Below are 25097 nucleotides of genomic sequence, written 5' to 3'. Positions count from 1 at the left end.
CGGCATCCAGTCAGTGCCGCGTTATTTATCTTCTGCATCCTCATTCGCGCTCCGCGCGATGACCCGGAATCGAGCACCATGTGAACCAACTATGCCCGGACTATACAACGACATCGCAAATTGCGTTTGCACGGGAACATCTACCTTCATTTTCCAGAGGACAATGCGTTGGTCGACTCTCCTTAGCACATTTATAGCTGGAGTAAAGATGATGCCTGGATGAGTGCATCCGACAGAGCATTGCCGACCGATCATATCGACTGGAAAAACTCCCTGAATGCTGACCTCGCTGCCTTGCACTAGAGGACTGATCGTATGAAACGGCATGGTAATGAGCAAATCGTCGGCCAACAGTCCAACTTCGTTTATCATACGATTGACATAGTCGCTCACCCATACATCAACGCCAGCCGTGACACCGTCTCGCCCGCTCCTCACGGAAGCACTGAGCCTTGCTATTCCGGTGTCGGGGTACTCCGTCGGCAGAACCGAATGCCGAGACCAGCCGCTCGCATCAGTTGTCACCACTACCGATTGATTTGCCGTTAAAGACCAGGTCACCTCTATATTTTCTGCAGGCCTGCCGGTAGTTCGGTTCAGCACTTGTACCTGCGCAGACTGCGGTTTGGAAAGTTGCACAGCCGTACTGGCCACCGTCAGATCCTTTAGCTCCAAGTCATGACTAACGAAAAATTCCAGCGATTGTGAATTTTGGAAGCCTACCGTTGCAGTGAGTACGAAAGTCCCCAACTCCCACTGTTCGAAGTCCACCCGCGATTTGCCGTCAACTCCTGTTTTGGTGTCAGGTAAATTCCTTCCTGGAAACGCCCATACGACTTTTATTCCACCAACGGGCTTGCCGCTTGAATGCGATACAACGGTCACTTCCGCAATGATTCGCTGGCCGGGAAGAATAGTTTGCGCGGGGCTGGTCAACGACTCAATCACCGGCACTATGCCGTAATACCCCAGTTGCGCCATATCCCAGCCACCCAGCCCGCCTCGGACAACGGCCGATAAAACTCCCTGCGAGTCAGCCGGATAGGTAAAGGTCAAACGGGCAAGACCCTCCTCATCCGTCACCGATGGCGTCAAGGCAGTCCCGGCAAAATCCCAGCGCACTTGCACACCCGCCAGCGGCAAACCGGTGCGTGCGGACACCACTTTGGCAACGGCGTGCGCGCGCTCCTCATTGGGTGGCAAGCGTGAATCTTCCGGCTCATACAGTTCAATGATTACTCGCGGTTCCTCAAGCGTGTACGGCAGATCAACCGACTCCGAACGAACCGCGCCTCCTATACTCGCCGTCACTACCGCCGCGCCCGGCGTCTGCGGTTTGAAGCGCACAGTGGCAACACCATAAAAGTCGGTCAGACTGCTGACCGCCCCCAGATCCTCGTTGCGCCAGGTCACCAATACCCCGGCGATACCTTGACCGGAAATGGACGACACCACTGTCACCTGCTCGACCAGCTCCTGCTCCCATTCCACCACTTGCTGAACGCTACTATGGGTGAGCAGTTTCCACACCTGCGCCCCCTCCCCCAGCGACATCGCATTGGCCGGAGACAAGCTGGCAAGGCGCTCCGCTCCCAGGCGCAGCGCGAAGCCACCGTCCTTCAGGTCGGCGCAACGCAGGGAATAGCTCAAACCGCTTGCCGAGGGGCGCGATGCGCCGAGCGCAGGTTCGAAACTCAGACCCAGTTCCGCAGGGCCGGTGCCGGTCAAGCCCAGGGTCAGCTCCTGCTCGAACAACGGGCTGCCTTTCGGAAGCAGTACTTCGATGACATGTGAGCCATTGCGTCGCGGAAAGTAGGTGTGACTGCCCCATGGATGTTCATCATGCCCATCGAAAAGCACCCGCACATCTTCCCAAGGGTCACGGCCAAGTGCTGTAAAGGACAAGGCGCGCTGCTCTTCATAACCGTCGAACGGGCTGAACACATTGGCCACGACGTTCTGCTCACCGGGACTGCTCGGCACCAGCGCAAACCCGGACCAGCCCAGTGCATCGCTGACGACGGTGTCTGAACTGCCAGCGTATTTCCACTGCACTGCCACCTGTGCCACCGCTTGCCCGGTGAACGCCGAAACCACCCTGATCCAGCTCCACGCCTTATCCTTGCCGATGACGGCGTCAATCGCTGACTCACGCCAGTCTTCGATTCGCAGCTTGTTGTGAGCGAGCTGCATCGGATTGGTGCTCATGGAGCGATCCAGGGCAGACAGGAAAAGCCCCACACTAAAGGCGCCGGAGACCTTGCTCGAGGTGAAATCCAGACTCCAGCCGACACCACCGTCACTGATTTTTTGAGCTTGATCGAGGGGCGGTTCAATGCTCGCTTCCAGATCATCAGCCGGCGTGCCTTGCCACACCAGCGTTGCCTGCAAACCCACCAGCGGACTCAAGGCTTTGGGCAGATAGCGCAAGGTGTGTATGGCGCCAATGCACGGGAACAGTGTCTGACTCGCGGCAGTGGCGGTCACCTGATCCAGCATCAGCGTCAATTCATCCATCAGTTGCGTGGAAATCAACCGACCAAACAATTCCCGGGGCGATGCAAGCCCCGGGGTGCTCAAGGCCAGACTGAACAGGCTGCTGGTACTCGACGCGATCTGCGAACTGAAGCGCCATTCCAGCCCTGATGGCTCAAGCATCAGCGGCTTGCCGATATCCGAGACGGTCAAGCCGATCCCCGGCGGCTCGCCACGCCATTGCAGCGTGATCATCTGTCCAATCAGCGAACTGCCGGGCGTGGGTTGTATCCGCAGGGTGTGCGGGTCTCCGCGCCAGCACAGCAGGCCCAATTCGGTCAGGTCAACCTCATTGCCGTCAAACAGGATGTTGATTTTGCCTTTCCAAGGGCTGCTCTGCAGTGCCTTGACCGCAAACGGTCGCTCCATCGGCACCGCTTCGTCATGCGCCCGCACGCGAGCATTCACCACCAGCTCACCGGCGCGGCTCGGTTGATACAGCACGCTGGCCCAGCCACCGATCCCCGATCGGGTGGCAATCGTGCCTTCGGGTGTCTCCCAGTCCACCCGTGCATTGTTGACCGGATCACCTTCGCCGCTGGCGACCACATGCACCACTTGCACACGCAGCAGCACGCTCTCGCCTTCGTCCACCACGGGAAACTTGTTGGCCTCCTGAACGTCGCCAATGCGCACCAGATTGCGTGCCAGTGACATCGGTTTCCTGTCTGAACGCAGCAGTAACTTCGAGCACGACAGCTGCAACTGGAAACGCCCGTCGAGCTCGTCCCGGCAGACCAGTTCCCAGTTGAGATCGGCGGTACCGACGGGGACAAATTCTTCCAGCTCGGGACGTACCTGTACGCCTAACTGTGCTGCGGAATCCCCTTCCCAGTGCATTGCCAATTCGGTATCGCGTAACACTTCAGGCACTCGCACGCTCAGTAGATACGTCGAGCCACGATTGGGATAACCGGTCTTTTGCGCCCAGGGCAAGGCGTTGTTTTCTACCACCGCCAGTAGATCCTTCCATGGATCAGTCGCCAGCACCAGAACGTCCAGCGTCGTGGTCTCGACCCCACTGGCATAGTAGAGGCTTGCCACCGAAGCCTGGATAGCGAGTTTGCCAGCGACCGTTGGCAGGTAATCGAAATACGCCCAGCCCTCGGCGTCGGTCGGTGTCGTGCTCAGCACCCCCAGCCCCTCACTCGCCCAGGTCACCGTGCGACCGGCCAGATACTGACCGGTGTACCAGGAGGCCACTCGCACCCCCAGACGCACCGATTGCGTCAACTCCAGCACCGGAAAATACGCGGCCTCCAGTACCTCACGGAACACCAGCCGGTGATGCCCCAGCGAGACTTGCATCGAATACGGCTCGGCGGTGTACTGGTTCACCAGTTGCACCGTGAACAAGTAAGGATCCTGATCACCGATCAGCGGGCACTGCAGGATCCACGGTGAATCCAGCGGTTGATCGACGCCCCAGTCAGGCGTCGCAGTAACCGCGCCTCGTGGATTGTCATCGCTCACCAATGCCGCTTTGGTGTGCAGCCAGGGGCTGTCGGGGTCGAGTACGAACGCGAGCTGGTGCTGGAAGCTCCCGTCCACGCCCAGGCAGAGGTAAACCAGCTTGCCGGGTGACAACTGCTCCGCGTCTACCTTCACCGTCTGCATCCGCGCGGGCTCAAGTTCCACGTCCAGGCGAATACGAGTGCTCAAAACCTTCAGGTGATAGTCCTCTGGATCAGCATTACCCGGAGCGACCACTGTGACGCGAATCCTGTCCTGGCGCTGCAAAGGCAAATCGAGCGCGGCGTTGTACTTGATCGGTCTGAATTCCAGCGGCAACCCAAGAGTGATCCGTGCCTGGTCCTCTTCAAGGTTACGAACGCTGCCGGGCGGTAACGGGATTTCTTTCAGCGTGATCCCACTTTCATCAGTGAATATCATGCGGCCCGCTTCGGTATGCCGCGTTTCATACAGGAAACTCAGCACATACCTGGCTCCGGCGCCCGGCGTTACAGGTACGGTCATTTCCTGAAAGGCAGAGCCAAGGTTTCCTACTGAAAGCATCCTGATCTGTGTACCTTCGTACGGCTCGCCCACGACCGTAACCCAACGGCTGTTAACCGGCCCCTTTTCCCAATGGCTCAAGGCCTCGCTGAAGTCACCATTGAGCACCAGACTTTCATTAGCCTGAATGACGGGTTCAACCATGATGGCCTGCTCCTTTGATATTGCCTGACTGGCGGGACGTCAGCGCCCGGGTGACCAGGTCTTTGACAGCGAGGGTAAACGTCGGCTCACCGGCCTTGGCCGTGTAGCGGACGCGCAGAATGATGTCGGTGAGTGATTCGAGCATCGGCGCTTGCCGCTCGCTCTGCGGCCAGGGAAAGTGCAATTGCCAGCGTGATACCGCGCCGGTGTTCTCGAACGGGTTGAGCAAGCCTTCGTCCGGTTTGCCGGCGTTCATGCCGGTGTCGGCAATCCCCACCGATAAACCGATCTGCTGGCCGCTGCGCAGATTGAACAGCACCTCGACCGGCGCCACTTTGCCCGCCGGCTGATGCAGGTACTCGACCGAGCGCGCCGAGGCCTGGGTAGCAGTCATGCTGCCGACCTGCAGCAGCGTCGCCTGCACATCCTGATAAGGTCCAAGCAGTACGGGCAGGTCGACCTCGACCAGACTGAGCAGCCGGCAATACTCGCCCGGGTGATCGCGATCGAAAGACAACTGCGTCAGCTGGAATTCCAGCATGCCCTTGTCGATCAACTCGTCCCGTGCCTGGGTCCAGTCGGAGAATCCCGTCTGCGGATCCACCTTGTCATCGAACAGCCGTCGCAACGAAATGGTCTTGACCCGCTCCAGGCGGCGCTCATGACTTTGCAGGTACAGGCGATCCATACGCAGCAGGTATTCACGCAAGTGTTCACCGGCGGTCAGCCCGTGACGGTTGTCCAGCCAGACCTGCGGCAAGGCCTCAGCGGTTTCGTAATCGCCGGTTTCAGCACTCAACGACGACCGGGCACTCAGGCACAGACTGACCACCGCATCGTAAGCCTGATAGTGCAGGGCCTTGAGCTGGCCCAGCAGCCAGCCGAACAACTCTGCATTGGTCGCGCGTTTCTTCAGGTAGTTGTAGAGCACCAGTGCCTGACCGTTGGCCCGCAGGGTTTGCTCCAGACTCGTCCTGGCCGCCTCGAGGGCGAATGTCTGCGCGGTGATCTGCTCGGCGAGCGCCCCGACTTCGGCCAGTGCCTGATCCCGTTGCAACTCCCACTCCCTGCGGCGCAGGCGGTAGCTTTCGGTGATGGCTTGTTTATCCGCGTCGATCTGCAGCAGCATCGCGCCGATTTCCAGACCGAAAACCACGGCATCAGCAATCTTTTCTGGACGATGGCCACCGTTGGCCATGCCGAAAATGCTCGGCAGGGCACCCACGACCGCGCCTCCAGTCTTGATCGCGTGCGTCCCGGCATTCATCCATTTGACGGCCTGCAGCTTTTCCATGACCTGGTATTCGGCATCGCTGATGTGTTCGTCGTACCAGGCCTTGTATCGATCGGCCCTTTGCTGGGCCATGGCCTGACTCTGGCCCAAAGCTGTGAGGCTCGCTTCAAGCTGGGTAATGGATTGTTCTTGAGCAGTGCGGGCGTAGTCGCCCAGTTCCTTGAGGTGCTCTTGCTGCAGTTCTTCCTGTTCGGCCCGATCGCGCTGTTCCAGCAGGCGCAATACCTGGCTGCCGTACTCCTGCAGTGTCTGCACGGCGCGCAACGCCGCCTCGTAGCTGACGCGCCAGCGAAAGGCGCCCACCACCAGACGTCCGCCCATCGGTCGCGGCATACCCACCCCGCCAGCGGCCAGATCGCGCAACAACTGGTTGGGATCGGTCGGCGGGCTGAACAGCGGAACGTCCAGTGGCTTGCCGTCCAGGGTCAGGTTGTTGCGCAAGTTGTTCAGGCGCTGTCCCGGCCAGTCGAACAGGTCAAGCAACTGCTCATTGATCGGCAGTTTGAACGGCTCGTTCGCCAGCAGGCCCATCAACGGTGACGCCTCGGCAGCGGGAGGAATGTCAGCCAGGGAAAACCGCAGTTTCTGCTCGAACTGCTCGAGCGCCGGGCGGCTCGCGCTCTGTTTCATCAAGTCATCTACCGTCTGTGCTTGCCAGCGGGTGACTGCCCGGGCAGAAGGCGGCTTGCCCATCAGAAACTGCGCCTGCACATAACACAGTTTCGCCGCCACCAAGGCATCCCGGGTGAGCTGACGGTAGTACCAGTCGCCCCACGCCACCAGGTTCTTCACGTATTCGGTGAACACCAGAATCTGGTAATGCTGGGGTGCGGCATAGGCGATCGCATCCGGGTCGGTCGGCATCAGGGCTTCGTGCCCCACATTCCCGGCGCTCGCCAGAGGGCGGCAGCGCCAATAACGCGGTTTCTTCGGCTCGACCGACGTTTCGATCGCTTGCGGATCGAACACGTAATGCAGCCAGTTCTGCGCTTCCAGGTAGCGATCCTCGGCCCGCAGACGGGTCGCCACCAAATGCGGCAGATGAAAAAACAGCTCCCAGAAATACAGACCGTTGGCCCCGTCGAACGCCCCGTTCGGCTCGGCGATAGCCCCCGCGGCCGGAGGCGGTTCCGTCAGGAACTGGGTGTCCCAGTCCAGTACCGCATCCACGGAAATATTGCTCAGCTGCACCAGTTCAGGACCAAACAGTGAATTCAAGCGAGCGCGCTGCAACATTCCGGGCTGCCTGAAACCGATGAACTGTGCTGCATCCAGCGCGTTCTTCTCCAGCGTCGGCGGTGCGAAACGGGTAATCCTGGTCAGCAAGACTGTAAAGGTCCTGCTGCCTTGGCCTGTGCCACGCAAAGTGAACTCGACCAACCCGGTGAAACCGCTCTTCGTGCGTTTCAGTTGCATCCAGTTGGTGGCCCATCCGCCTGCAAGCGGTTTTGATGCCTTTAGAGGTACAGGGTCGCCTTCGGCGCCATTCATGAGTTCCAGCTCGAACTCGGCGGATCCGCTGACCACTCCGCTCCTCGCCCGGCACAGCCCCCTGACCCACAGATAATCATATGTACCAACCTCCGAAAACACCGCCTGCAGCCCGTAATAAGCCGTCAGGTTCCCCGAAGTCTCGCTCTTGATCGCGACCACCGGCTGATTTTTCGGCGTCAGTGGATGCTGCAAGGTCAGGATATCGGTGAAGCGATGAGTGGCCAGGTGATCAAGCCAGCTGCCGTCGTCTTCGGCTAACGGGCGAAAGAGCACATCACGGGTTGCGCGCACCCTCAACGCAGCCGTGCCGGTCTTGTCATTGGTGAGCAATACACCCAGTCGTCCCTTGGGGTGAATGAGGTCATCGGCCAACGTCGTCGCGAGCAACCGGGCACCCGCGCTGTTGTCGCTGTCCTGGTCAGCGCTATACAAGCTCAGCGGTGCCGACCATTCTGTGTTCTGGCTCATGAACGCCAGATTGATATCCAGCTTGTGGGGCAGGTAGCTCTCGTCATCCTTGGCACGCACCTCTTCACGCCATTCAGCCCACACCAGACACAAGCGTCCGCCCCAGAATAACGGCCGCATATCCAGAACCCGGCCCCCCACCGGAATGTCGACAGGTTGCCACTCACTCCATGCCGCCGGGTTGACCGGATTGCCGGAAGCGGTGAGTTCGATATCAGCCTTGCGCCAGAAATACTGAAATGGCTGCACCCGCTGCCGGCCGACGAAATAGTAAGTTGCACGGCTTTCCGGATTACCATCCAGACAAGCACTGATGACATCCAGGTTGCAGGTCTGCTCGAATACCTTGAGATATCCCTGCAACGCACGCTGCACCGAATCGCCGGTCAGCCGCGTTTGATTCAGGTCATTTTCCAGAGCCTTGAACAAACGGGTCTTGCGCTGCCGCACAAAGGGGTTGATGAAGTTTTCCGGATAGACCGCGATCAACGCCAGCGCCGCCCAGTCGGGGTAATTGCTGTACAGCTCCCAGAGTTTCAGGTCCTGCGCTGGAAAAGTCGTGTTTTTGTAGCCCGGCTCAAGCTTGCGATACGCCGCATGAATGAATTGCTGCGCGCTACTGGTCGCCTCGGCGACCCACGAACTTTGCACCGGGTAGTTGTCCAGCGGGTCCATGCGCAACAACTCGAACAGATCCTGCGGCGTTTTCACGAAGGCGTACTTGTGCCTGGCAACCTGACCGATGCAGTAATCGACCAAGGCTGTGCGGCGTTTTTCCAACAATGGAGCCAGATTGCGTTGAGTCATGATCTTGTCCTGCATCCTGAGGTGAACACTGTCTCAACCAACACCGTCATTAGTGAGTCAGCAATCCGTTAAAGGTGATAGGGTCGTCAAAATCTATTTCGCGGTCATTGGCCTCGCAACGCACGCTGAAATAGAACGTGCCGCCGGACGTGCTCGACACGTACACCCGTGTAACGCCCTCGAAGTCGGCATGATTCTGCTCGGGGCGAATCACCGCCGAGCCGCTGCTGCCGCTGGCAGGTTTGAAGGACCAGCGCACCAGACGGTTGCGCCCGGGGTTTCGATATTTGTCGAGCAGCGTGGCGTACAGCTCGACCTCCTGCCCCGCCGGAACCGGCTCCAGCGGCACCTGGGCCTTCAAGGGGGCGGGGAAGTCCAGCGTCTCGGCGTCATCGGAAATATTGATGGTCGGAGCCTGTTGCGCGTCGATCAGGTCAAGCCAGAACAGTGGCGTTTCCTGCCCCATGACCTTGCCCGGCAGATACTCGACCGTCACCGTTCCATCGACTTCAGTGGCCTTGGCCACAATCGTGCCGAGGCTCACTTGCCAGTACACATTGACGCCACTTAATGGCTGGCTGTCGGCGTCCTTGAGGGTCACGGTCAACAGGACTTTCTCGTCGGGTTTACCGGCCACCACCTCGGTCTTGTTCACATCACAGGTCATGGTGACCAGCGGTTGCGTCACCTCATCGGCGAAGGTCACGACCGCCTCGCGGGTGTCCGAGAGGCTGAGCAACGCGCGCTCGGCGGCGGTTTGATAAGCGGCCTTGTCTACGTCCTCCGGCAGATTTCCCACGAGAAAAATCGTCAGCGCATCCATGCCGCTGTGCCGGGCCAATACGCGGATACGCATCAGCAAATCGAGCTGGGGCAAAGTCTTGAGGATCCTCAGTTCAGGGTTGATGCGGCCGACGCACTCGCGCACCTCCTGCACACTCCAGTCGAAAAACGCCGCCAGCCGCAACGCTGCCGCGTCCTGTGCCAGCCGCAACGCATGGCCTGTCAGAGGGTCGGGCAATGCGTTGACCTGACGCAGGTAGTCGAGCAGTTTGCTCGCCGGCTGCTCGCTCAACTCGAAGGCCCGACCCAGCGCGCTCAGGTAATACAAGGTGCGGATCGACAGCAGGTGCCGGTCGCCCTGAGCCATCCAGGCCTTGTGGCCATATTGCAGAAAGTCTTCGAGCAACACCGCAGACAGTTCCAGCTTGCTCGCCACAGCACTACGGCGGCGCACATCAGCCAACAGGCTCAGCAGCGGGTCGGGTTGCTCTGCGGTGCGTGCAGCGGGACTGAGTGCCTCAGTTGCATCGGCACGCGCGCTGACCTGCGACAACAACTGATAAACCGTGGACTGCGCCCAGATCAGCATCAGCAACCCGCGTTCGGTATCAAGGCCGGTGTACACCGCCAGACACTCCCGGGCGACCGAGACCTGCGCCTCCCGCGCCTTCAACAGCACGCCGAGCATTCGCTCGACGAGAATGCCCCGCACACTGGCGTCGTTTTCGCCCAGCCCCTCCCTGATTGCCTGGTCGAACTTTAGCCGGGCAAGGCTCAGGTAGTCGGTCTCGGGTAATTGCAGGTCGATGACCAGACCCGTCGGGTCGACCAGTTCGGTCAACAACCGCAGCCAGTCCAGCCCCTCCAGCGAGGGAACGCCAGCCATCGACAGCCCGGCATTGTTGAACAGCGCGGCAGGCAGCAGGTTGCGGATCTGTTCGAACAACTGCTGCTCAGCCTGCGTGGCAACCGCCAGGGCCTGCAGCGGTGCCACTTGCTGCAGCATCCACAGCACGGGAATCTCGCGATCCTTGCACCAGGACACGCAGGAGTGCAGGGCATAAATCAGATTGAGCACGTCCGGTGTGGTTTCGCTATTGAGCCGTGAGTGCACGCGCGGCACACCTGCCAGCCCGTCGACCCAGCTCTCGCCGCCCAGGAGGGTCAGCATCAGCACGCCTTCGACCGGAGTAATACCCAGCAGCCGTGGCAACTTCACCAACCGGTAAAAACTCGAAATGACTGCTGTGGTGCGCTCCAGCGTGCCGTTGAACTCGTGCGCCCGTTCGATCGCTACTGCCAGGTAGACATAAGTCTGCAGATCGATGCCCAATCCGCTGCACAACTGGCTGATCGTCAACTCCGCTTCACCCTGCTCCGGCAGTGTCGCAAACGTTCCGCGGTCCAGCACCAGGGGCTGGCGATAATTGCCCTGGCCATTGAAGGTGCGATCGAACAGTGACAGCGCATTGGCACGACCGTATATCGAGATTTCATCGATAAATGCCGAGAAATCCTCTGCCGAACAGCCATAGCGTTCACGCAGCGACTGAAACAGGCCCAGCGCATGCACCTGATGGGTGGAAATCCACCACGGATTCGCCAGCTTCGCAGGACGGGCCTCTGCCCTGATTGCCGCCGTCAACAGCGCATCCACCTGCTCGCTGGGCAACTCCAGCCATCGATCCAGGCGCAACTTGCGATTCATTCGTTCGTAGCGGTCAATGACGTCCGGGGCTTGTGTCAAACGATGCAGAAAGGCTTCGCTGTCTTGCCGGTAATCAATGTCGAGCGCCGGGCTGGTCGCGGCGTTGAGATAGACCGAGCCGGATCGCTGGCTCTCGCCTGCGCCCGGTTGCTCGCTGTCATACACGCTGACGTTGGCCGAACGTGTCGGGGCGAATTCGCGAATCGACAGCAACGCCTCGACATCCCGGGTGTCCAGCCCCGTTCGCTCGCCAAAGAATTTCACCTGATTGAGATTCACCCATTCCAATCCGCTCGCGCCGAAGTTGCGTGCGTAATAGGCGTCCCTTGCGTCTGTATCGTCAGGTTTTATCGGAGCCTCCGTCAGCAATTCACGCTGATAAGGTCCCAGCCGCGACGCATGGGTAAAGGCGCGCCCGGCATCGTTGTCCCACGCCTCGGGCTGCAGAAAGTAGGGATAGGCCAGATCCACCATGTGGGCGATATTGCCCACCGACAGGCCATGTTCGCGGGCGACAAAATCCAGCGTGACCCAATGCTGGTAGTACGGCAGGCCGTTGGGGTAACGGGTCTGGATCAGTGCCTCTTCGAGGTCTGTATCGCTATCGTTTTCCTTGATAAACGTTTCGAGCACCGGGACGACGATGTCCAGCGCCGACACCGCCTGATGCACGGCATTGAAGTCGACCAGCAGCTTTTTCAGATCCTGCCGACGCTCATGCAAATCGAGCTTTTCGGCACTGCCAACGGCGTGGATTTTGTCCTCGATCCAGCGCAATAACTCGATCAGGTAAGCCACCGGGGACGCGATTGACTCCAGGGCTTGCGGTGGGCATAACCCATCGAAATTGGTCGAGAACAAACTCTCGTAGCTCGGCCCTGCGACCATCGACAACAGACCGCTGTCGGGACGCTTGACCGGGGCCTGCGAACCGCGCAACGCGTGTTCGATGAACTGGCGCCGGACAAACACAGCCAGGCTGTTGGCCCTGCGTAAAAAGGTCTGCGCGTCGTCGGGATTCATCCGGTAATGGCTGACAAGCCCCTGAATGCCTTGTTCGACCAACGGGAAAATCGAACCGCCGTTTTCAAGGTAATTACAAAAATCGGCATAGGTTTCGCGCTGTTCATCGCTGAACACTTGCCGCAGCAACTGCTGCACTGGGCGGATCACAGGCTCGGTCATGGTCGGGCTCCCGGTGGAATCGAAGTCACCTCGAAACGTTCGCTTTCGACCCAGTCAGAAACGGTCGAGCCATCCGCAGCGTCGGTGATGGTCTGTTGGAATCGGCACCAGTGGCCGCCAGGAAGCAGGGGGTGCGTCGCCTCGCCGCGCCAGCCTTGATCGGTGACAGCAATGTGTTCGAGCAAGGTTTGATCAGGGTCGTACCAACTCACCACGCGCCCCACGCCCGTGCGGCCCTTACCGGCGAAGCGCAGCGGATTTTCGACCCAGTGTCCCGGCGCCGGCTCATCAATCCCGGGCATGTAAGTACCCAGTTCCACTGGATGTGCAGCCGAGGCGGCGGACTCGAACCCATCACGCGAGGACACCGCCACCAGCTGTGCAGTGCCGCCGGACTGCCCCGTTTCAAGCGTCAGCGACCAGGTGCGATTCTCGAGCACCGGAGCGCTTGCGCGTACCGAGCCCTTGCTGCCCGTCAGCGTCACCAGCACGGTGTCACCGGGGTAGCCGAAGCCGGACACAACAACCCGACGACCGACATGCACGCCTCGCCCGGGGCTTTCGATAACCGGCGCGGCGGGCACCACTTTGTAAGTGCGCGGGGGGCTTTCCTTCGATTCATGAGTGTCGAAAAATTGCCGGGCCTTCAGGGTGTAGTTACCGACCGGCAGCGTTACTTCGGCAAACCAATCACCCTTGGCGTCTATCGAGACTTTCTCGCGCAGGATTTCGCTCGGACTTTCACGCCAGATCGTTACGTGCCCAAGGGGTTCGCCGGTGCCACGAAGCGTCGAGGTGCGCGCCAGCGATTGATGCTCCTCCGGCACCGTGATGATCGGCGGCACCAGCACGGCAAAAAAACTGCGCACGGCACTGGGCTGAGAGGGTCTGCTGGCGATGGTTTGCACGGCATCGATCTGGTATTTGCGGAACTCGAGTTTTTTCAGTTCGATGAACCAGGCGCCATGGGCCGCCAACTGTTTTGGCGCCCCCAGCGGCCGGTCGAATTGCGCATCCCGCAGCTGCAACGTGGCACCGCTGTAGCCGTTATCGCCGCGCACGATCATGTCGTAGTGGGTGTCTGCGTTTTCATCCGGCTCGGTGATGACCGGTTTCTCCGGGCTGACCGAGAACGGTTCCGAGGCCGGCGGTGACGGTTGCCCGGCAACGGTCTGAATGACCGTCACCGTGTGCACTTTGTCTGGAGCAAAACCAGCTTCGCGCTTGAAGGTCCAGGTGCCGCTGGTTCCATCAGGTCTGTGCTCGGTCGCACTGTCGCTGTACTTCAGGCTCAGTGTCGCGCCGGGCCAGCAGGTGCCGGAGATTTTCGGTGAGAGTCCATCGTCTTCGATGGCAGTGATGACGGGGGCCAGCAGCCGAACGGTGATGGTCATTTCCACCGGATCTGAGGCTAAAGCGTCTTTGGACTGCACCACCAATACGATTCTGGTTGTATTCGGCTGCCAGGGTGTCAATGCCACTGCCGTCCAGCCCTGGCCCGTCACGGGCGCGGGTGGTGCAATGGCGGCGCCGGTCTGCTTGTCCGTCACTTGCACTGTGGCGCCGGCTATCCCTCTGCCAGTGATCCGCGGCTTGTAGTCGACAACGGTAAAAGCCAGCTCGGTCGGCGGTGGGAAACGGTCGATCTTGATGACCAGCTCAACAGCGTCCGACACGGCCGCATCGAGCTTCTGCACCACACGCACGGTGCGGGTCGAACCCGGTGCCCACGCCTCGAAGGCACGGGTCGACCAACCCTGAGTGGTGACCTGAGCCGATGGAGCGAGCGCAGCGCCGGTCTGCTTGTCGGTGACCTCGACAGATGCCCCTGCAATTCCTTCGCCGATGAATGTCGGAGTGTATAGGTCATTGGTGTATCTCACTGCAGAGGGCGGTGGAAGTTTCGATGAAGCCTTGAAATTAAATTCCTGCGAGGGAATCCAGCCTCCGGCGTTATCGGAAACCTTCTGCACGACCTTCAGATCGTAGTCGCCGATGGGCCAGTTCTGTGAAGCCGTTCTCCAACTGCCTGCGGTCACGATTACGGAAGGTGGCGGTGTCGCACCTGCAGGACCTCGGACAATCGTGATTTCGACCGTGGCGCCGGTAAAACCTGCCCCGGAAAACTCGATGGTGGTGAGGGTTGGGTAGGTGATGTTGACTCTGGTCAGTGCTGGGGGGCGGACTTTGAACATTCGCGCCAGGCTGCGCTCCGACTCATGATCGCCTTTGAATTGCTTGGCAACCAGAGAAACAGGCCCGGGAAGTAAGGTGACGGACGTGCTCCATAGTTCTCCAGTCAACACATTGCTCTGGCCCACTTGGGTGGAACCCAAGTCTTCAAACAAAACAACTCTGGCTCCTGCTTCGCCCTTGTTACCTGACACAGTAAAGGTCGTTGCTTGCGTTGAAGCATTCGCGGGAGAGGTTATTGCAGGTATGGCCGGTCGTAAGTCGACCGTCACCGGTACCTTGTTCGAATACCCAATGCGCGTACCTTGGAAGCTCGATTCAGCATGAAAAACAATACGACCTTGGGGCAAATCCTTAGTGAGCCTGACTATCCATGAGCCATTTCTGACGGTTGCCTGACCGTAGGAACCACCCACCGCGCCTTCTCTGTAAACCGTGACCGTTACACCGTCGTTGGGCCCTGTCCCAGAGACTTCCGGTCTGGGTTCACGTATCACATCATTTTCTTTAGGCAGCGTGATCAGCGCAGGATCATAGACGACTGTAAAGGGGTAACTCGTACGCCCCTTGTCTTGCCCATCCCAAGGGATGGAGTACTCGACAGAGACGGTGTGCGGCCCCGGATTGAGGTCCGTCGTACGTTGATAAGTCCATTGACCTGGGGTTGGCACAATTGCGCTATAACTCGAACCGTTATCAAAAGAAACCAGAACAACCGCTATAGCCCTGGGGTCTTTGATACCGCTGACAAGTGGCCTCGCCCCAAACTCGGCGCCACTCTGGAAAGACGTAATCTGTGGTTTGGTTGCGATGTCAAACGACACGAACCCCCATGGTTGCCATTCGTTCCTGATTCTCGCTCGGAAGCCGAAAAAGCCCCTGCCGTCACGGCTGGCGGCTGGCACGCTTCTGAACAATACACCCAATTCATTCGTATTCCCCGTATACCGCTGACCACCATACTGATCGTCCAACTGGTATTCGTGAGTACCCCTTTCGCCCGCCTCAATATGAAAATACACGGGGGTTACCAGCGCGTAACCTTCCCTGGGTGTACGAAAAAGAGGCGACGGTCGCGCCATCAAGGGTTCATCGACATCAGCCGCTGGAGTGATTTCGGAGTTATTGCCAAGGCCGGGTTGTTCATTATCGTCTGCCATGAGAGCGCTCTCGGGTTTTGCCAACATTGGTACGGCGTAAAGAATTGATACGCCTCAAGCGCCTGTTCGCCTACCTGTAAAATCTGACAGTGCCGACGAACGGTAATGAGTATTTCGCGGTATTTCTTCAGTGTGCCGAGAGGCTACAACGCCTTGCGCCTTTGCCTACAGATCCGCCAGAATCCGCCGGCTTGTGCGCCTTGCCGATGCCCCGTAACGTGGTTCGTGCCGCTGCCAATCAGTGGTCGGGTTTAGTCGCCCGGGGGGTATCGCCAATGTGCATAAGCGTCATCAAGTCGGGTATTCCCTATCCCCGCACTCGATGGTGGCTGTTCGCAGGGCGCCTTCGGGCGCGCCGGTTTTTGGTGATGCTTTCCCCCGGTCGACTAACCTGCGTTCAGCCGCCACCCTCTCGTTTAGTCGCGAGATCGTGCTGGCATCACTTAAGGGAAAATCACCATGTTCAAAGCAACTCCGAATCCACCCGAAACAACCCCTGCCGATACCTCGCCCTACGAATCTCCCGATTCAAAAAAACTCCACGAAGCCGCCGAGCGCGCCCTCGATCACTACCTCAAACCCGAAGCGCCCTCGCGCAACTCCGTGGACCGTGGCATGCAGATGTTCCGGGTCGCGCCCGACATCAATCCCGAAGCGATCGCCATCCAGACCTACGAAACCTTTTCGTCGGTGAGCATTCTGCTGCTGGATCTGGCGGACAGCCTGGAAGACAAACCACGGCATCTGGCGATGGCGATTTATCAGTTGAGCGAGATGGGGTTGTTGCTGGCAGAGAAGACGCTGGACAGTGAGCGGGCGATTGCTGTGGGTTAGCCTGTAGATAGACGTTGTCTGGGCTGACGCCTTCGCGGGCAAGCCCGCTCCCACAGGGATTTGTGGTGTGCACAAATTCCGTGATCAACCCGGACACTGTGGGGGCGGGCTTGCCCGCGATGGCAATTATGCGAGCGCCGCTGAAGTCAGGCCGAAGCCGGCAATGGCTGGAAGCTGAAGTACTGACGCAGCGCCTCGACCAGTTGCCCATATTCCGGGGGTGGACGCTGCAGGCTGAATCCGGCGTCGTAATGCAGGGGGGTAGCATCTTCCTGACACCACAGGCAGCACGCATTGAGGTCGATGACCTGCTGGCAACCATCGCTGGCGGGGATTTTCAGGCGCAGATGGAATTCGGCACCGATCATCATCGGCAATTGGCTGATAAGCATCAGCCCGTCTTCGGACACGTTGCCCAGAAAACCGATGGGTTTGTCGGTGACGCTGTTGTACACCCGGAGGAAGTACGGCAACTGGTGCCGTTCGATTCGACGATCGGTAAACATGCGCAGTACGCCATGCAAGGCTCCATCACAGAGCCGCACCTTTGCTTCGGAACGGGCCTGCCTCGCAGACGCGCTCTCCCCGCTTCCGGTGGGATGGTCGCCAATACGCCATCACCTCAACAACGACCAGTCGCAGGTGTTGCCCCGGTTCAGAGTCAGGCCCTGAACCGGATCACTGGACTATAGCTCAGCTTGTACAGTCAGCCAGCGTTTGTATGACACCCAGCATCAGAAGCGTTGCGGACCCGGCGCTGCCACCGCGCTGCGCGTCGGGTAATGACCCAGGCTCTGCAGGGTTTCCAGACGCGCGCGGGCGCGGAAGGCGTATTCGCTGTTGGGGTACGAGGCGATGATGAACTGATAGGTCTGCGCCGCATCGATGTACATTTTTTGCCGTTCCAGGCACTGGCCGCGCATCATCGACACTTCCGGCCACACATACGGGCGGGCCCGGCTGGCGCGTTCGACCTTGGACAGTTCGAGCATCACCTGCTCGCAGTTGCCCCGGTCGTAGGCGCTGTAGGCGTTGTTCAAATGATGGTTCATCGACCAACGGGTGCAACCCGTGACGGCGAGGACGCTGAGGGCAAGGGCGGCAATGGGCAACAATCGCATGGGGAGGTTCTCCTGTCTTGAGCTCTGTATCGACCTTGCGCGAAAAATCTTCAATGCCGCCCTCGTCAGCGTGGTATCAGTGCGGGGCATCCTCGGGAGGGTTGGCATCGCCCTTCGGTGCAGATGGGGTTGACTCCAGATGGATGGTCACTACCGGTGACCTTGGCGAAACCGTGCCGTCCGGGCTTCTTTCAACGACATAAAAACCGAATTGACTCAGATCCAGGAACGTATTCCATCGCCGGTTGCTACTGATCAATTGGCCAAACAGCGGATTCAAGGGATCCCTGGTGCTGTAGGCGAACGCGGAATTTCCGGGTGTTCCTGTTCCCTCCACTCGAAAACGGACACCTGGCTTGTCACCATCTTTTGGGGTTTCAATCACTGGCGGTTCCAGCGCCTGGTGTGTTTCTTTTTCAGCTGTCATGTCGTTAGCCTCACAGCCCCGCCACCATTGGCGGGATTCAATCTGTATATCGATCGAAAAACTGCGTGCCACCTGTAAGAAATACCAGTACCGACCAGCGGTAGCGGTTGCCGGTCACAGTCGTTGAAAAAACCACGTTCAATAAAGAAAACGATAAGTAGTGCATTCGAACAATGACTACACCCTCGGAGCATAGTAGCCTTCGCTGGCGCTTGAACTCAGGAGTCTTTGCATGTCCGTCCGTCGTACCAAAATCGTCGCTACCCTTGGCCCGGCCAGTAACTCGCCGGAAGTTCTCGAACAGCTGATTCTGGCTGGTCTGGACGTCGCCCGTCTGAACTTCTCCCACGGCACCCCCGACGAGCACAAGGCTCGCGCGAAGCTGGTGCGTGACCTCGCCGCCAAGCACGGCCGTTTCGTCGCCCTGCTGGGTGACCTGCAAGGCCCGAAAATCCGTATCGCCAAATTCACCAACAAGCGCATTGAGCTGAAGATCGGTGACAAGTTCACCTTCTCCACCAGCCATCCGCTGACCGAAGGCAACCAGCAAGTGGTCGGCATCGACTACCCGGATCTGGTCAAGGACTGCGGCGTGGGCGACGAGCTGCTGCTCGACGACGGCCGCGTGGTGATGCGCGTCGAAACCGCCACCGCCACCGAGCTGCACTGCGTGGTGACCATCGGCGGCCCGCTGTCCGACCACAAAGGCATCAACCGTCGCGGTGGCGGCCTGACCGCACCAGCCCTGACCGAAAAAGACAAGGCCGACATCAAGCTCGCCGCCGAAATGGAAGTCGACTACCTCGCGGTGTCCTTCCCGCGTGACGCGGCTGACATGAACTACGCCCGTCAACTGCGTGACGAAGCCGGCGGCACTGCCTGGCTGGTGGCGAAAATCGAACGCGCCGAAGCCGTGGCCGACGACGAAACCCTCGACGGCCTGATCAAGGCGTCTGACGCAGTGATGGTTGCTCGTGGCGACCTCGGTGTGGAAATCGGCGACGCCGAGCTGGTAGGCATTCAGAAGAAGATCATTCTGCACGCACGCCGCCACAACAAGGCGGTGATCGTCGCGACCCAGATGATGGAGTCGATGATCCAGAACCCGATGCCGACCCGCGCCGAAGTGTCCGACGTGGCCAACGCTGTGCTCGACTACACCGACGCCGTGATGCTCTCGGCCGAATCCGCTGCCGGCGCTTACCCGCTGGAAGCCGTGCAGGCGATGGCGCGCATCTGCGTCGGCGCTGAAAAGCACCCGACCAGCAAGACTTCCAGCCACCGCATCGGCAAGGAATTCGAGCGCTGCGACGAGAGTATTGCGCTGGCGACCATGTACACCGCCAACCACTTCCCGGGCGTCAAGGCGATCATCGCGCTGACCGAAAGCGGTTACACCCCGCTGATCATGTCGCGTATCCGTTCGTCGGTGCCGATCTACTGCTTCACCCCGCACCGCGAAGCTCAGGCGCGCGCAGCGATGTTCCGCGGCGTCTACACCATTCCGTTCGACCCGGCTTCGCTGGAGCCGCATGAAGTCAGCCAGAAGGCGATCGACGAACTGGTCAAACGCGGCGTTGTGGAAAAAGGTGACTGGGTCATCCTGACCAAGGGCGACAGCTACCACACCACCGGCGGCACCAACGGCATGAAGATCCTGCACGTGGGCGACCCACAGGTCTGAGTGACGCCCTGAAAAACCAAAGCCCCGGCATGTGAGTGCCGGGGCTTTTTTATTGCCCGCTAACACCTGTTGGGTGGCTCTACAACTGTCAGACCTGACAGTTGTGCCGGTGACGATGGAAGCTTCTAATCGAACCCCGTCCGATCATTAATCTTCAGAGTTTTTACGCTTTTCTATCGTGCGATGAACTGACGACCTGCTTTTTCTGCAATTGCACGAGGTAGAAAAAATGACGAGTCAAAAAACTTACGGCGGGATGCTCGATACCGATTTCGGCGACAAAGGAATTGTGACGATAGTCAACGGAAATCCGGACTACGGAACTATCATTATCAAACAACTGCTGGTAACGGATTCCTGGATCTATTTCGGCGGGCATACCTCCAAAGGCAACTTCAGCTACTTCACCCTGGGCCGCCTGGATTTAAATGGCGATCCTGATCTTGATTATGGCGAGAAAGGTTTATTCCAACACCCACTTCCCGAGTTTGCCGGCCTTTCCTCGTTTGCTTTGCAAGATGGCAGGATTATCGTTCACGCCAAATCTGCATCGTCTGTTTCTACCAACTTTTCGTATTTTTATCGATTGGAAGAAAATGGATCACTGGATAAAACGTTTGGCGAGGATGGCCAGGTTTGTATGAAACTCGGTTCGCTTTCAACAAAACCAATTGAAATTCTGGAAAGCTCCGCCGCTGACCAGACGGGCATGGTGATCCTGCGTGACGGCAAGATTCTCACTACTCATTACTATGGATGGATCATACGCCTGACGCCGGAGGGAGCTCCGGACACAACATTCTCCCCTACAGGCTTTATCCATATCAAAAACCCTCATAATCCAACGAGTCTGTTGCGGAGCTTGCTGGTTGACGAGGAGGAAAAGAAATATGTGGTTGGAGGCTTGACGCTCGCCTACTCAGGTCACCATGCCATGCTTGCCTGCTTGCACGAGAATGGCGAGCTTGATAAATCGTTTGGCAAGTTGCGAAACGGTTTCGTGGTGTTCGATGTGCGGGTTTCAACTTTCGAACAGCTTGTCCGACAGAACAACGGACGGATTCCCGGCGTTGGTAAAGCGGGCGCATTTCCAGATGTTAAAGCGTTGCTGATCAGCTCCGAGCCCAATGGTGAACCGAACATTCAATTCAATCAGGGTCAGCCATTGCTGACGGCCCTGGCCAAGGAAACACAGTGGGAGGCCGGTGCATTCCAAAAGGACGGCCGGTCTGTCGTTGTGGGGTCGACAGGCACTTTCACGCCCATGACTCACCGACTTGTTCTGGCACGTTTCAATAGCAATGGGACACCGGATACCAGCTTCGGAAACGGCAACGGGTACGTCCAACAAACTCTGCCATCCGACGGAAAAGGAAGGTACAAGGCCATCATTGCCTTGCAGTCCGATGAAAAAATCCTCGTGAGCGCCATTCCCTTTGTGCTTAGAGACGAGGAACCTGGATACCCTATGATCTTGCGGTATTTACCCCGCTGACGGGCATTCCCCGCTGATGGCAATTCAGGCAGACAACCTGTTGCACGCGGGTTATTGTCTTGCCTCATCAAAGCCCCGCCATGTGAATGCCGGGGCTTTTTGTATTCTGAGCCTGAAGATGTATTGGCTGATCCAATGCTATCGCGAGCAGGCTCACTCCTACATTTGAAATGCGTTCCCCTGTAGGAGTGAGCCTGCTCGCGATGCGGGCAGTACAGCCACCCGAAGACTCAATGCCGCTTGATGAATCCGGTCAACGCCGCCAACGCCTCCGGCGAGCGCAACCGCTGGGTGAACAGTGCGCCCTCCTGCTCGATCACCTTACGGATCAATTCGCGATCCGGCGCCCTCATCAATTGCTTGCTGATGCGTACCGCCTCTGCTGGCAGTTCATCGAAACGCAACGCTATCTCCCGCGCCTTGTTCAGCGCCGCTTCGCCGCTGCCCAGCGCTTCAGTGGCAATGCCCCATTGCGCCGCCTGTTCACCGCTGAAAACTTCGCCGAGCAGCAACAGCTCCGCCGCTTTCGCCTGCCCGAGGAGACGCGGCAGGATAAGGCTGGAGCCAAACTCCGGACACAACCCGAGATTGACAAACGGCATGCGCAACCGCGCATCGCGGCTGACGTAGACCAGATCACAATGCAGCAGCAACGTGGTGCCGATGCCCACCGCCGCACCGGCCACGGCGGCGATCACCGGTTTGCGGCATTCGAGCAGGTTGAGCATGAAGTGAAACACCGGGCTGTCGAGGTCGCTCGGCGGTTGCTGGATGAAGTCGGCAATGTCGTTGCCGGCGGTGAAGCACTCGGCGCTGCCGGTGATCAGCACGGCGTTGATGTCAGGATCGTTGTCGGCCTGCTTCAGGGCCTCGGCGAGGCGGCTGTACATCGCACGGGTCAGGGCGTTTTTCTTGTCCGGACGATTGAGGCGCAGGGTGAGCAAACCGCGTTCGCGTTCGAGCAGGATGGCTTCGGTCATCAGCGTTACTCAACATTTAAAAGGCTGACAAAGATTTTTTGTGGTGAGGCTGGATTGCTGTGGCGAGGGGATTTATCCCCGATTGAGTGCGCAGCGCTCACAAAACTGGGGGCCGCTGCGCAGCCCATCGGGGATAAATCCCCTCGCCACAGGAGTTCACCTTCACATCAGATTCAGCGCTCAACCGCGGGTCAGAAACACATCCGCCAGCAGTTGATTGCGCGGCAACCCGGCCAGGTACAGACGCTTGGCAAACGCATCGACGCTGGCAGTCGAGCCGCAGACTAAGGCCAGGGTTTGCCGGGAAACAAGGCGCAGTTGCGCCAAAGCGGCGGCTGACTCGGCCGCCGTCCATAGCTCGATGCTGAGGTTTTCGCGCTGCGCGGCAAGCGCCGCCAGAGGTTTGGCCAGATAGTGTTCGCGCGGGTCATGGGCCAAGTGAATGACGCGGATGGCGCCTTGGTGATCCTGACGCAAGGCTTCGCGCAGCACGCCGAACAATGGCCCCAGCCCGGTGCCGGCCGCCAGCAGCCACAGCGGTCGGCTGTGCCAGTCCGGGTCGTAATGCAGGGCGCCGCCGCGCAGTTCGCCGAGGCGGATCGGGTCACCGATCTGCAGGCGCCGCGCCGCATCGCTGAATTCGCCGGGCTGGCGGCAGTCGAGGTGAAATTCGAGAAAGCGCTCTTCCTGCGGCAGGCTTGCCAGCGAATACGGTCTGGCGATCTGGTTTATCCACAACACCAGATGCTGCCCGGCGGCGTAGCGCAGTGGTCGTTGCGGGGTCAGGCGCAAACGCAGGACGTTATCGCTGAGCCAGTCCAGCGCCTCGACCACGGCCGGACGACCGTCGGTGACCGGGTCGAAGGTGTGTACCTGCAAATCTTCCGTGACCTGACACTGACAGGCCAGCCGCCAGCCTTGCTGGCGCTGTTCGGCGCTCAAGGCATCCGGGCGACTGTCGGCGGGCAAGCCGTTCACGCACTGCACCAGACAGGCATGGCAACTGCCGGCGCGGCAGCTGTAAGGCACCGCGACGCCGTTCTGGTTGAGGGCGTCGAGCAGGTTGCTGCCCGCCGCCACCGACCATTGCCGGTCACCGACGCGAAGTTCAGGCATCCACATTCTCCCATGCCGCTGCACAGCGATTGCGCCCGTCGCGCTTGGCCCGGTACAGCGCCTGATCGGCACGCTGCAAAGCGTCGTCCAGATCGTCGCCCAGTTCCAGCAGGGTCATGCCCGCCGACAGGCTGAGGTTACGCACGTTCAGGCCCATCAGTTCGACATCGGTGAAAGCAATGCGCAGGCGTTCGCAGCAGGCGGTCAGGCGTTCGGCATCGCAGTCGGGCAGCAACACCACGAATTCTTCGCCACCGTAACGCGCCAGCACGTCGCCGTCACGCAGGCAGGCACCCGCCACGCCGGCGAAAGCCTGCAACACCTGATCGCCGGCGGCATGACCGTGCAGATCGTTGATACGTTTGAAGTGATCGAGGTCGATCAGTGCCAGACCATGCACCACGCCCGGTTCCATCTCCGCCAGCTCCCGTGAGGCCAGACGCAGAAAATGCCGGCGATTGAACAGTCCGGTCAGTTCATCGGTGGCCACCAGATCTTCGAGTTGGCGCATCATCCCGCGCAGGGTGTCCTGATGCGCCTGCAAGGCAAACCGGCGCTGGCGCATGCGCTGCCGTGAAACCTGGACGAAGCGTGCGTAAATCACCAGCCACGCCAGCACCATCGCCAGAATGCACACCTGCAACGCCGCCAATGCCGGATCCGGCAGACGGAAGTGGTAGCCGTCCCAGAGGGTGATCGCACAGAAACTGAAAAACACCAGCAGCGCGCAACGAATGAACGCGCGCCGGGTTAAATGAAACAGGCCGAACAGCAGGATCAGCACGTAGAACACCAGAAACGCGCCGCGTGCTTCATCCAGATGGGCGATCAGCCAGGTCTGCCAGCCAAGCCCGAGCAGCACTTGCGCCTCGGTCAGGCTGGGGTCGGCGAAGCGCTGATTGCGCCCGGACCAGAACAGCGCAAACAACGTCGCCTGGCAGATCACCACCAGCGCGCTGCCGATGGCCACGCTGTTCAATGATTGCGGGTAATGCCCGGTGAAAAACGCCAGCCACAGCAGCAGCAAAGCCAATCCATAGGTGGCTGCAGCGAGTGCAAAGCGTTTGAGCAAAAGACGTTGAATAGCGTTATGGGTCAATCGTTGACTCACCGTGCGATAGGAGGCTGACCGAGTGTCCTACTCTACAGACCGGATGCCACTTTAGAGGGGCGGTCGATAAATGACCACCGATTTTCGGCGCCAAAAATTGACGTCAAATGCATGACCCGATTGTCGGATTGACGCCGCCTTCTGTGGCGAGGGAGCTTGCTCCCGCTGGCCTGCGCAGCAGGCCCAAATCCAGCCAACTCAATATTTCAGTTCTACCGTGTATACCGATTTACGGCTGCTGCGCAGCCGAGCGGGAGCAAGCTCCCTCGCCACAGGGGCCAGCAGTGTTCGGTATGCGACCAACGAATGACTGCCGGCGCGTGTATGCCCTGCAGAGGCGCGGTATACTGCCGCGCCTTTTTAGCGTCGCGCCAGCAGCCCCGGCGTGCCTTGAAAGGTGCTTGCGACCGACCGATGCACCCAAGCCGCAGGCACCTTATTGAATGTTCCCGTCTTTTAGAGGAGCGCGACTCATGACCGTGATCAAGCAAGACGACCGGATTCAGAGCGTTGCCGACGCCCTGCAGTTCATTTCCTATTAC

14 protein-coding genes are annotated in these 25097 nt (G+C 59.3%); 4 read left to right on the top strand and 10 right to left on the bottom strand.

The annotated features are described in order from the left end of the window. Positions 1-21: 21 nt before the first annotated feature. Genes ACIP8I_RS21400 through ACIP8I_RS21385 form a run of 4 tightly spaced genes read right to left on the bottom strand, consistent with a single transcriptional unit; the run spans position 22 to position 15787 of the window. Positions 22-4695: a collagen binding domain-containing protein gene (locus ACIP8I_RS21400; protein ID WP_400763736.1), complete on the bottom strand. Its 4674-nt coding sequence runs from the start codon at positions 4693-4695 to the stop codon at positions 22-24. Then, complete coding sequence (locus ACIP8I_RS21395) at positions 4688-8758, bottom strand: neuraminidase-like domain-containing protein (protein ID WP_400763733.1); 4071 nt, start codon at positions 8756-8758, stop codon at positions 4688-4690. Before ACIP8I_RS21395 ends, ACIP8I_RS21400 begins: the two co-directional genes overlap by 8 nt. A gap of 49 nt (positions 8759-8807) precedes the next feature. After that, a complete protein-coding gene (locus ACIP8I_RS21390; RefSeq protein WP_400763730.1) occupies positions 8808-12434 on the bottom strand; it encodes a Tc toxin subunit A in 3627 nt (1208 codons plus the stop codon). Continuing rightward, on the bottom strand, positions 12431-15787 hold the full coding sequence (locus ACIP8I_RS21385; protein WP_400763727.1) for a hypothetical protein: 3357 nt from the start codon (positions 15785-15787) through the stop codon (positions 12431-12433). Before ACIP8I_RS21385 ends, ACIP8I_RS21390 begins: the two co-directional genes overlap by 4 nt. Positions 15788-16246: 459 nt before the next feature. Here ACIP8I_RS21385 and ACIP8I_RS21380 point away from each other — a divergent pair, with 459 nt between their 5' ends. Beyond that, entirely contained in the window at positions 16247-16621 is a 375-nt protein-coding gene (locus tag ACIP8I_RS21380) for a DUF6124 family protein (protein ID WP_400763724.1), read from the top strand. 146 nt (positions 16622-16767) lie between these two features. Here ACIP8I_RS21380 and ACIP8I_RS21375 read toward each other — a convergent pair whose 3' ends face one another. From ACIP8I_RS21375 to ACIP8I_RS21365, 3 genes are all read right to left on the bottom strand, one after another. Continuing rightward, positions 16768-17127 carry a PilZ domain-containing protein gene (locus tag ACIP8I_RS21375; RefSeq protein WP_047296093.1) on the bottom strand — a complete coding sequence of 120 codons (360 nt, stop codon included), beginning with the start codon at positions 17125-17127 and terminating at the stop codon, positions 16768-16770. 228 nt (positions 17128-17355) lie between these two features. After that, positions 17356-17742 carry a tol-pal system YbgF family protein gene (locus ACIP8I_RS21370; RefSeq protein ID WP_123588638.1) on the bottom strand — a complete coding sequence of 129 codons (387 nt, stop codon included), beginning with the start codon at positions 17740-17742 and terminating at the stop codon, positions 17356-17358. A gap of 76 nt (positions 17743-17818) precedes the next feature. After that, a complete protein-coding gene (locus tag ACIP8I_RS21365; protein ID WP_400763719.1) occupies positions 17819-18169 on the bottom strand; it encodes a hypothetical protein in 351 nt (116 codons plus the stop codon). Positions 18170-18401: 232 nt separating this feature from the next. On the opposite strand from ACIP8I_RS21365, the gene pyk reads away from it, so the two are divergent. Continuing rightward, a complete protein-coding gene (gene pyk, locus ACIP8I_RS21360; protein ID WP_400763716.1) occupies positions 18402-19853 on the top strand; it encodes a pyruvate kinase in 1452 nt (483 codons plus the stop codon). Between the two features lie 229 nt (positions 19854-20082). Beyond that, complete coding sequence (locus ACIP8I_RS21355) at positions 20083-21348, top strand: hypothetical protein (RefSeq protein ID WP_400763713.1); 1266 nt, start codon at positions 20083-20085, stop codon at positions 21346-21348. Between the two features lie 230 nt (positions 21349-21578). Here ACIP8I_RS21355 and ACIP8I_RS21350 read toward each other — a convergent pair whose 3' ends face one another. The 3 genes from ACIP8I_RS21350 to ACIP8I_RS21340 all read right to left on the bottom strand — a co-directional run bounded on the left by ACIP8I_RS21350 (position 21579) and on the right by ACIP8I_RS21340 (position 24543). Continuing rightward, the gene (locus ACIP8I_RS21350; protein ID WP_400763710.1) at positions 21579-22328 is read right to left on the bottom strand and encodes an enoyl-CoA hydratase-related protein; all 750 of its coding nucleotides are present in this window, start codon (positions 22326-22328) and stop codon (positions 21579-21581) included. Positions 22329-22508: 180 nt separating this feature from the next. Further along, entirely contained in the window at positions 22509-23444 is a 936-nt protein-coding gene (locus ACIP8I_RS21345) for an iron-sulfur-binding ferredoxin reductase (RefSeq protein WP_400763707.1), read from the bottom strand. Further along, entirely contained in the window at positions 23437-24543 is a 1107-nt protein-coding gene (locus ACIP8I_RS21340; RefSeq protein WP_400763704.1) for a GGDEF domain-containing protein, read from the bottom strand. The genes ACIP8I_RS21345 and ACIP8I_RS21340 overlap by 8 nt, the downstream gene beginning before the upstream one ends. A gap of 485 nt (positions 24544-25028) precedes the next feature. On the opposite strand from ACIP8I_RS21340, the gene ACIP8I_RS21335 reads away from it, so the two are divergent. Beyond that, positions 25029-25097 (top strand): hypothetical protein (locus ACIP8I_RS21335; protein WP_400763802.1); only part of this gene is annotated, 69 nt, incomplete at its 3' end.

This window comes from Pseudomonas sp. NPDC088414 (assembly GCF_044753325.1).
Lineage (GTDB): Bacteria > Pseudomonadota > Gammaproteobacteria > Pseudomonadales > Pseudomonadaceae > Aquipseudomonas.
This window is presented reverse-complemented; position numbering and strand designations above follow the sequence as displayed.

Bases quoted from the DNA above. Each gene is read 5' to 3' on its own strand.
- pyk (WP_400763716.1), top strand. From the start codon at position 18,402: ATGTCCGTCCGTCGTACCAAAATCGTCGCTACCCTTGGCCCGGCCAGT.
- ACIP8I_RS21355 (WP_400763713.1), top strand. From the start codon at position 20,083: ATGACGAGTCAAAAAACTTACGGCGGGATGCTCGATACCGATTTCGGC.
- ACIP8I_RS21365 (WP_400763719.1), bottom strand. From the start codon at position 18,169: ATGACAGCTGAAAAAGAAACACACCAGGCGCTGGAACCGCCAGTGATT.
- ACIP8I_RS21375 (WP_047296093.1), bottom strand. From the start codon at position 17,127: ATGTTTACCGATCGTCGAATCGAACGGCACCAGTTGCCGTACTTCCTC.
- ACIP8I_RS21380 (WP_400763724.1), top strand. From the start codon at position 16,247: ATGTTCAAAGCAACTCCGAATCCACCCGAAACAACCCCTGCCGATACC.
- ACIP8I_RS21370 (WP_123588638.1), bottom strand. From the start codon at position 17,742: ATGCGATTGTTGCCCATTGCCGCCCTTGCCCTCAGCGTCCTCGCCGTC.
- ACIP8I_RS21350 (WP_400763710.1), bottom strand. From the start codon at position 22,328: ATGACCGAAGCCATCCTGCTCGAACGCGAACGCGGTTTGCTCACCCTG.
- ACIP8I_RS21400 (WP_400763736.1), bottom strand. From the start codon at position 4,695: ATGGTTGAACCCGTCATTCAGGCTAATGAAAGTCTGGTGCTCAATGGT.
- ACIP8I_RS21390 (WP_400763730.1), bottom strand. From the start codon at position 12,434: ATGACCGAGCCTGTGATCCGCCCAGTGCAGCAGTTGCTGCGGCAAGTG.
- ACIP8I_RS21395 (WP_400763733.1), bottom strand. From the start codon at position 8,758: ATGACTCAACGCAATCTGGCTCCATTGTTGGAAAAACGCCGCACAGCC.
- ACIP8I_RS21385 (WP_400763727.1), bottom strand. From the start codon at position 15,787: ATGGCAGACGATAATGAACAACCCGGCCTTGGCAATAACTCCGAAATC.
- ACIP8I_RS21345 (WP_400763707.1), bottom strand. From the start codon at position 23,444: ATGCCTGAACTTCGCGTCGGTGACCGGCAATGGTCGGTGGCGGCGGGC.